The following is an 8,405-nucleotide window of genomic DNA, read 5'->3' on the forward strand; positions in this document are numbered from 1 at the left end:
ACATCCGCCACCGGCGGCTTTCCCATGAATCGGGATCCCGCATGATCTTTTCGGAAGCGCTGGGACGCCTCGAAGGGCTCGGCCGCTCGGCCGCCGCCCTCGTGCCGGGGCTCGTCATCGCCCTCGTCCTGTTCGGCGTCGGATTGCTGATCGCCCGCGGCGTCCGGGCCGCCGTCCGCCGGGCCGCCGAATTGCGGCAGGCCTCGCCCGGCTCGGCTTCGGTCCTCGGCCGCATCGCCGGCGGCATGACGATCCTGGTGTCGTTCCTGGTCGCGGCCTCGGTGGCCTTCCCCTCCGTCTCCGCGGCCGACCTGTTCAACCTCCTCGGAATCGGCGGCGTCGCCATCGGCTTCGCCTTCCGGGACGTGCTCCAGAACCTGCTGGCCGGGATCCTCATCCTGCTGACCCGTCCGTTCGTGATCGGCGACCAGATCCGGGCGGGCTCGCACGAGGGCACGGTGGAGGACGTGTGGGTGCGGGCCACGGTGCTGCGCACCTACGACAATCAGCGGGTCCTGATCCCAAACGCGACGCTGTTCGTCGACAAGATCACGGTGATCACCGCGCACGACAAGCGCCGGCTCGCCTTCCCGCTCACCATCGGCAACGGCGACGATATGAAGGAGGCCCGCCGCGTCATCGTCGAGGCCCTGCGCGGGACCGGGGGCGTGCTCGCCGACCCGGCGCCGGAGGCGCTGGTCACGGGGCTCGGCGCCGCCGGCGTCGACATGACGGCGCGGTTCTGGATCGACCCGCCACGCCGCCGCGACGCGGTGGATGCGCTGGACCACGCGATCTCGAACGTGAAGGACGCGCTGACCGCCGCCGGCATCGACCTGCCGTACCCCACGAGCCAGGTGCTTCTGCACGACCAGACCGAGGCGTCGGACGGCGACCGCACCCGCCAGCGTGAGGGCTGGCCCGCCGGCAAGACTCCGCCGCGAGCGCGCTGGCAGGTGCTCCGCGCCGATCGTGACGACCGCGAACGCGAGGACGCCGAAGGCGGTCGTTCCGAGAGAAAGCAGGAGCCGGCATGAAGGCGCGCCTCCAGGCCTGGATCGAGTTCCTGGGCGACCTGTTCTGGCTCAGGCCCGCCCTGATCGTTCTCGGCTGCCTCGGGCTGGCCCAGCTCGGGGTCTGGTTGGAGACGGCCCACATCGCCAGCTACGACGCGTCCTCGCCGAACCAGAACTGGGGCTATTCCGGAGGCGCCGAGGGGGCGCGGGCACTCCTGAGTGCGGTGGCGTCCTCGACCATCGGGGTCGCCGGCACCACCTTCTCCATCACCATCGCGGCCCTGACGCTGGCCTCCGGCCAGATGGGCCCGCGGCTGCTGCGCAATTTCACCCGTGACGCCCGCAACCAGGTCGTCCTGGGCATCTTCCTCGGCACCTTCGCGTACGCGCTGATGGTCCTGCGGACGGTGCGCACGGTGCAGGAGAGCCCGTTCGTCCCGCACCTCGCGATCACCGGGGCCATCGCGCTGGCGCTGCTGTCACTGGCCACCCTGGTCTGGTTCGTCCACCACATCGCCGTCAGCATCAACGTCGAGACGGTTGTCGACGCCGTGCACCGCGACCTGTGCGCTGCCGTCGAGGCCCGGACTTGCGAGACCGCCGGTATGACGCTCCCGGCCCGGCTGCCGACCGGTGGCGGGGTCCGCATCGAGGGCAGCGGTTATCTCCAGGCCGTGGATGAGGACGGGTTGGCCGACTGGGCTCACGCGCATGGCGCGACCGTTGCCCTGCGCGTGCGACCGGGGGATTACGTCCCGAGGGGATTCCCGGTCGCGTTCCTCTCCGCTGGGATCGAGGACGTCGAGGTGGCGCTCAACCGGGCGCTGACCTTCGGACGCCGCCCGGCCGCCCTCCAGGATCTGGAATACTCGATCCGGCAGCTCGTCGAGATTGCAGTCCGCGCGCTGTCGCCGGGCATCAACGACCCGTTCACGGCCGGAAGCGTCGTCGACCATCTCGGGGACGCCCTCTGCCGCGTTGCGTGGCGCCACCTGCCGTCCGGAACGGTCGTGCGCGACGGCCGGGTCGTGCTCGTCGTCCCGGTCACCGACTATGATGGCTTGTGCGATGCCATGTTTCACATGATCCGCCAGAACGCCGCCGGCTCGGTGCACGTGCTGGCCCGGATGCTCGACGTGCTCACCCGCGTCGCCGAAGTCGAGCGTCTGACGGACCGGACCGCCGAACTCGCCCGCCATGCGGACCTCGTCCTCGCCGCGGCCCGGCGCGACGTCGCGGATCCGCACGACCTTGCCGACCTGGAGGCACGGTATGTCCGTTTCACGGTGACACGCATGGGCGGCGATCCCGCGTGAGCGTGCACGGCAATCCCGGACGCCATCGCCAAGGGCCATCGTCGCGTCGTCCATCAGGCCGACCACCGACTGACCGGCTATACGCGCTCCTGCTCCGCATCGCAGCATCCCCCTCGCTCGCGCCCGCTTCGGAACGACGCGAGGACGGCGTCACAAGGACAGGCCGACCTGCGACCAGAAGAGATAGTAGGCCGCGACCATCAGCGCCGCGTAGGCGGGCGCCAGGAGCGCCCCCAGCCTGAGCAGGTCCCTCGCCGTCCAGGCCGGTCGCTCGGTGCCCTGAAAGATCAGCAGCGCCTTCGAGGAGACCGGCAGGGTGAGGCAGTAATCCATCCCGACATTCGCCAGGAACGCGACCGCGACCGGGTTGAGGCCGAGCCTGTCCGCCAGGAGCAGCAGCGGTGGCAGCAACGCGACCACCCGTGCGGTGTGTGACACCATGTAGAGGTGCGCCGATAGGCTGAGCGCCGACAACCCGAGAAGGATCAGGAGCGTCGGGCTGTCGCCGTCCAGGCCGCTCGCCGACAACGCCGAGCCGATCAGCCATTTCGCGGCCCCCGTGGAGATGAGGGCCCGGCCGAGCACCAGGGAGGCGGCGATGAACAGTACCAGCCCCCAGTTCACGGCCTTCACGCCATCGTCCCAGTCGAGCACGCCGACGACCGGCATCGTCAGGACCACCGCACCCACGACCGCCACGGTGGCGATGCCGAACGGGTGATACCCCTCCGTCAGCCAGAGCCCCAGCATGGCGAGCACGACCGCGCCCGTCCGCCATTCCCGGGCGGAGAGAGGACCGGACGGGGCCTCGATCTCCGCCACCCGCCGCGCCCGCGTCTGCCGGTCGAGGAACAGGCGGCCGATCAGGAAGGTCGTGATCAGGCAGGCGGCCATGCCGAACGGCAGGCCCCAGAGCATCCATTGCCCGAAGCCGATGCTCTGACCGGAAAGCCGTTCCAGCAGGTCGACGGTGACGAGGTGCGAGCCGGCGCCCGTGAGGCTGCAGATCGTCGAGATGACGACGAGGGCGGGGATCAGCAGCCCGACGGCCTTGGCGAGACGCGGGTCGTCATCCGCCTCGGTCAGGCTGCGATGGAGCGGCAGGAGCACGGTCGCCCGCCCGGAGGTCGAGGGGATCAGGAAGGCCAGGGGGACGATGCCGAGCGTCAGGCGCCACATCAGGCCGCCGACCGTGGTCCCGCGCCCGGCGATCACGGCGGTGAGCCGGTCGGCGAGCCCGCTCTTCTCGACCGCCGCACCGAGGACGAAGGTGCCGATCACGAGCCACACCACCTTCGAGCCGAGGCCCTCGATCAGCGCCCGCTGCTCGACGGCCCGGACCGCGACGAGGAAGACGGCGGCGGCCACAGCGACGTAGGCCGCGCTCAGGTCGGTCAGGATCCAGAGGATCGCGGCTCCGCCGAAGGCCAACAGCGCGGCCCGCGCCGGCCAATTGAGCCCGTCGGGAAACCACACCGCCGCGGCAAGTGCTGCGAGGGCCGCCGCAGCCACCCGCTCCCGCGCATGAATCGCCATCAGGTTTGGTCGGTGCGGCTCGGGGGACTGATAGACCCGCGGCGATCGGATGCCGGGGCGGGGTACGTCCCGCTATCAGGGACGGCGACAGCAACGGGCGTGCGCATGGAGATCCTTCCGCTGCCGTCGTCGCCGGATGACAGCGTAGATGACCATGAAAATGGCCCGCCGCGGCGATCCGCGGCGGGCCCTGTGACGATGGCTTAATACGTGGGCTGGCTCAGCAATCGTCGCCCTTGCCGGCCTTGTCACCGAGCTGCTGGTTGGCTCCCGCGTTGTTCATGGCGCCGACCGTGCCCGGCGAGGCCGGCTGCTGGCCGCCAGCGAGGTTCTTGCTGGACGTGCCGACGCCGGCGCCCTGGTCGGTCTTCGCCTCGGATCCCGGCTTCTGGCCGACCATCTGGTTGGCACCTGCGGCGTTCATCGCGCCGACCGTGCCGGGCGAGGCGGGCTGCTGGCCGCCAGCCAGGTTCTGGCTCGACTTGTCGACGTCCGAACTCTTCGGGTTCACCTGACCCGGGGTGGGGTCCTTCGCCTTCGTCGTCCCGGTGTTGCACGGGGCGGCGAGGGCCGGCACGGCCAGGGCGAGGGTGGCCACGACGGCGATGGCAACGGATTTCATAAGCGTATCCTCAGAAGTCTTTGATTGTCGCTGACAAGACTTTGGACAGCCCCAGGTTCCAGGCGAAGACGGTCGCACGCGCGCAGGTGGAATTCAGCGACCCTGCCGCGCCCGCGGCCCGATCCGGCGACGCTGCGGACGCGTGCTGCGCTACCGGAGGGTGAGCGCGTCCAGCCAGCCCTGGGCTGCGGCGTAGCGGATGATCTCCGCCCTGGATCTCAGGCCGAGCTTCTCGGCGGCCCGGGCCTTGTAGGTCTCGACAGACTTCACGCTGACGTCGATGCGCCGCGCGATCTCCTTGTTGCTGAAGCCCTGCGCGATCAGGCGCAACGTCTCCGTCTCCCGCGGGCTGAGCGCTTCGCCGGTCTCGGCCGGCTTGGACCCCGCCGCCGTCGCGGTGCCGTCCCCCACGGCGTGTCCGGCGACGGACGGATCGAGGTACACGCCGCCCGCCGCGACGGCGTGGACCGCCCGCAGGAGGTCCTCGGCCGCCGAGCGCTTCAGCAGATAGCCCCGGGCGCCGGCCTTCAGCAGCGGCTGGACGTAGGCGGCATCCTCGTGGACCGTCAGCACAAGCACCTTGGTCTCCGGACACTCGCCGGTGACGCGCTCCGTCAGTTCGAGACCGTTGAGGCCGGGCATCGACACGTCGAGCACGGCGACATCGGGTGCCACGGACCGGATCAGCGGCAGCGCCTCGCCGCCGTTCGTGGCCTCGCCGACCAGTTCAACCTGGGCATCGGCGTTCAGGAGCGCACGGATGCCCGCGAGGACGATGGGATGGTCGTCGGCGAGGACGACGCGAATGCGGCCCATGGATCGGTCCTTCATGCGCAGGGCGCTGGCGGAACGGGGATGGCGATGAACAACGTCGTGCCGACGCCCGGGGAACTCTCAAGCGTGAGCCCGCCGCCCAGGAGGGACAGGCGCTCGCGGATACCGGACAGGCCGAGGCGCGGCTTGGCCGGCGCGCGGTCCGCTGGAGATTGGGAAACGGCCTCGGGATCGAAACCGACGCCGTCATCCTCGACGATCACCCGCAACTCCCCGGCGCGGTGCTCGACCGAGACGCTGACGGTGTCGGCCCGGGCATGCTTGAGGACGTTGGTGAGCGCTTCCTGCACGATCCGGTAGACCGCGCTCTCGGCGGAGGGCGGCAGGCGCACGGGCTCGCCGAGGATTTCCAGGTCGGCCCGGACGCCGTGGCGCTGGCCCCACTCGCGCAACTGCGTGGCGAGGGCCTCTTGCAGGCCGAGGTCGTCGAGGGCGGTCGGGCGCAGGTCGACGGCGGCGCGGTGGATGTCGCGCCCGATCTCGCCGGCGAGGGCCTGCAGCCACTGGACCTGACGCCCCGCCTCGAGGGTCGCGCCCCCGGCTGCGAGGAGCCGCTCCAGGCCCTTCAGGCCAAGTGAGAGCCCGGTCACGGTCTGGCCGACCTGGTCGTGGAGCTCGCGCGCGATCCGGCGCTGCTCGTTCTCCTGCGCCTCGCCGAGGCGGCGGAGCAGTTCGAGCCGTTCCGCTTCGGCCCGCTTGCGCGGCTCGATGTCGGACACCACGCCGTAGATCAGGCCGGCCGCGGCGGCGCCGTGCAGCCGCGGAGCTCGGCCGGCCAGGCGGACCCAGCGCGGCGCGGGGGGCGAGCCCGCGACCCGGAACTCGACGTCGAGCGCGCCCCCGTCCGCAAGGCTCCTGTGCAGGTCGTCGGCGAGCCGGGCGCGGTCGTCCGGATGCACCATCCCGATCACCCTGCCGGCATCGGCCTCCGTCTCGCCGGACTCAGGGATGCCGGTCTGCCATCCCAGGAGATGGGCCGCGCGCGGCGACCCGGTCACCGTGTCCCGAACCATATCCCATCGCAGCGTTCCGAGTTCGGCGGCCTCGGCGGCGACGGCGCCCTGCTCCTCGCTCGACTTGAGCGCCAGGGAGAATCGCGCGCGCTCGCCGGCCCGCCTCTGCGCCATGTCGCGGCCCACCAGGCCGACCAGCGCCAGCGCGAGGCCGATGCTGAGGACACTGCCGCCGGCCAGGACGAGGTAGGCGCGCAGGACCGGGGCGTTCAGCGTCGCGGCCGGCATCCCGAAATGCACCGACCAGCGCCCGGTATCCGCCAACGTCCGGTAGACAACCTCGACGTTCGAGCCCTCCAAGGTGGAGCCCGAGTAGAAGCCGTTGGGCGCGTGCCGGATCGCCGCCTGGAGTGCGGCGTCGGCCGGTTGCCCGAGTTCCTCCGCCTCGGCGCGGGTGCGGGCGATGGTGTTTCCGTCGGCATCGACGATGGTCCCCACCCAGCCGTCCGGCGCGCCAGCGTCGCGCAGGATCGAGCTGACCGCGTCGTTGGCGAGACCGACCGAGAGGACGTAGCGGAGGCCGCCTCCCCGGATGACAGGCACCCGCAGGGCGACGAGGCGCTTGCCCGAGACCGGGCCGACCGGGCCGATGCCGCCGACCACGGGACGCCGCGTCCGGACCACCGTATCGAAGCTCCCGCGGTCGGCGGTGGGGCCCAGCTCGTCGTCGAGGGAGCGGAGCAGGTTGACGACCTGGCGGCCGTCCGGATCAGCCAGTTCCACGGTCTCCCAGAGGGGACGCCCCGCCTTCAGCCGCTCGGCCTCGGCGTAGAAGGCGGCGAGGTCGGGCTTGTCGAGGGTGGCGGATGCAGCCTCCGCTTCGAGGACGCCGATCTGCGCGGCGATGTCGGAGGCGACGCGCTCAGCGACGCGTGTCGCGCTCGCCACCGCGGCGCTGCGGGTCAGGTCCCGCTGTTGCTGCGCCATCAGCGTGGCCACGCAGGCGCTGAGGAGGAGCACGGGGATTGCGGCGGCGAGCGCGAGCGCGACGAAGGTGCGGCCGTTGCCCCGGCTCAGTTCGGGCCGGTCGCCGCGGCCGTCGACGTCGTCTCTCCGAAGGGGCATACGCGGGCACTCGAAGGGGAACGTCCGTGGTGGGCGCCGCAGCCTGCACGGTCCGCAGGCCTCTGAATCTCGCCCCGTCCGACAGCCGACGCGCGCGTCAAGGCTCCGAGCGACCTAGGGTAGCGCCTCCCCCGGGTCGATGCGCGCGGCATCGTCCGACGAGACCGGTTCGATCCGGTCGCCCAGAAGGCGACGGTCGGACGCGATGACTTGCAGGACCTGCCGGTCGCCGCCCGATGCCAACACCCCGTGCTCGAGGTGCCGCAGACGTTCGATCAGGTTCGGCGGTGCGGCGTCGCGGTGCTGAAGCCCTGCCTCCACCAGAGTGGTCACCGCCCGTTCCAGCCGGCCGAAGGTCCGGCCCTCGAGGGATGGCCGGTGTTTCAACTGCATCCTCGTCCAACCTGCCCCTGGGTCGAACCGAAGCGGCACCGCCGGGGCGGTGCCATGCGGGCCGGAGGGCCGACGGTGAAAGCTTGGCACGTACCGATGGCCTCAGATCCGGGACACCACCGGGCTCACGGCGGCCGCGGTCTCCACCGTCGCGGTGCCCGCCCGGTGTGCCGCGGCCGGATGGTGTGTTTCGGCGTGCAACCTTGGTTCTTCCGCACTTTCGGTGCTGAAGGTTTGGCATCCGATCAAGCTTTGCCGATCCCGGCTCATGCAGGATGCAGGACGCGTTTGCGCAGGAGATCGAAACCGGCGCGACCGTACATGCTCCGCTTGATCAGCTTGAGGCGGTTGACCTGCCCCTCGACGGGGCCGTTGCTCCAGGGCTCGACGATAGCGGCGCGCACGGCTGGCTCGTCCTGCCGGAGCCCGGTGACGAAGCCGCCGAGATCGCTCGCGGCTGCAGCTTCCAGCCAGGGCGTCAGTCCGGTGGGATCGTTCTGGCGCAGGAGCTCGGCGAAGGCGCGTATATCCTTGGCGGCCTGCTTCAGCTTCGGCGCGGCGCTGCAGAGCGCTTCGGTGAAGGCGCGATCCTCCCGAGACAGCGAGGTCG

8 protein-coding genes are annotated in these 8,405 nt (G+C 71.1%); 2 read left to right on the top strand and 6 right to left on the bottom strand.

Features of this window, described 5'->3' with window-relative positions; all coding sequences use genetic code 11:
- The first annotated feature begins 41 nt into the window (after positions 1–41).
- Together AC0IY0_RS22115 and AC0IY0_RS22120 are read left to right on the top strand one after the other, a co-directional pair.
- On the top strand, positions 42–1,037 hold the full coding sequence (locus AC0IY0_RS22115; RefSeq protein WP_461230412.1) for a mechanosensitive ion channel family protein: 996 nt from the start codon (positions 42–44) through the stop codon (positions 1,035–1,037).
- Positions 1,034–2,332, top strand: coding sequence for a DUF2254 domain-containing protein (locus AC0IY0_RS22120; RefSeq protein WP_471765535.1), 1,299 nt, complete (start codon positions 1,034–1,036; stop codon positions 2,330–2,332). Before AC0IY0_RS22115 ends, AC0IY0_RS22120 begins: the two co-directional genes overlap by 4 nt.
- A 150-nt stretch (positions 2,333–2,482) precedes the next feature.
- Here the strand turns inward: AC0IY0_RS22120 and AC0IY0_RS22125 are convergent, their stop codons facing one another.
- The 6 genes from AC0IY0_RS22125 to AC0IY0_RS22150 form a co-directional block, all read right to left on the bottom strand.
- Entirely contained in the window at positions 2,483–3,868 is a 1,386-nt protein-coding gene (locus tag AC0IY0_RS22125; RefSeq protein ID WP_471765538.1) for an SLC13 family permease, read from the bottom strand.
- A 220-nt stretch (positions 3,869–4,088) separates the two neighbouring features.
- A complete protein-coding gene (locus tag AC0IY0_RS22130) occupies positions 4,089–4,490 on the bottom strand; it encodes an exopolysaccharide production protein YjbE (RefSeq protein WP_147908641.1) in 402 nt (133 codons plus the stop codon).
- A 150-nt stretch (positions 4,491–4,640) separates the two neighbouring features.
- Entirely contained in the window at positions 4,641–5,306 is a 666-nt protein-coding gene (locus tag AC0IY0_RS22135; protein WP_147908640.1) for a response regulator transcription factor, read from the bottom strand.
- 11 nt (positions 5,307–5,317) lie between these two features.
- Positions 5,318–7,402 (bottom strand): sensor histidine kinase, encoded by a 2,085-nt coding sequence (locus AC0IY0_RS22140; RefSeq protein ID WP_471765540.1) that lies wholly within the window; start codon positions 7,400–7,402, stop codon positions 5,318–5,320.
- 114 nt (positions 7,403–7,516) lie between these two features.
- A complete protein-coding gene (locus AC0IY0_RS22145; protein WP_471765542.1) occupies positions 7,517–7,789 on the bottom strand; it encodes a hypothetical protein in 273 nt (90 codons plus the stop codon).
- A gap of 272 nt (positions 7,790–8,061) precedes the next feature.
- Positions 8,062–8,405, bottom strand: a 344-nt coding sequence (locus AC0IY0_RS22150) for a transposase (protein WP_471765544.1), incomplete at its 5' end; no start/stop codon positions are given.

The sequence above is a fragment of the Methylobacterium sp. AC315 genome, assembly GCF_979253755.1.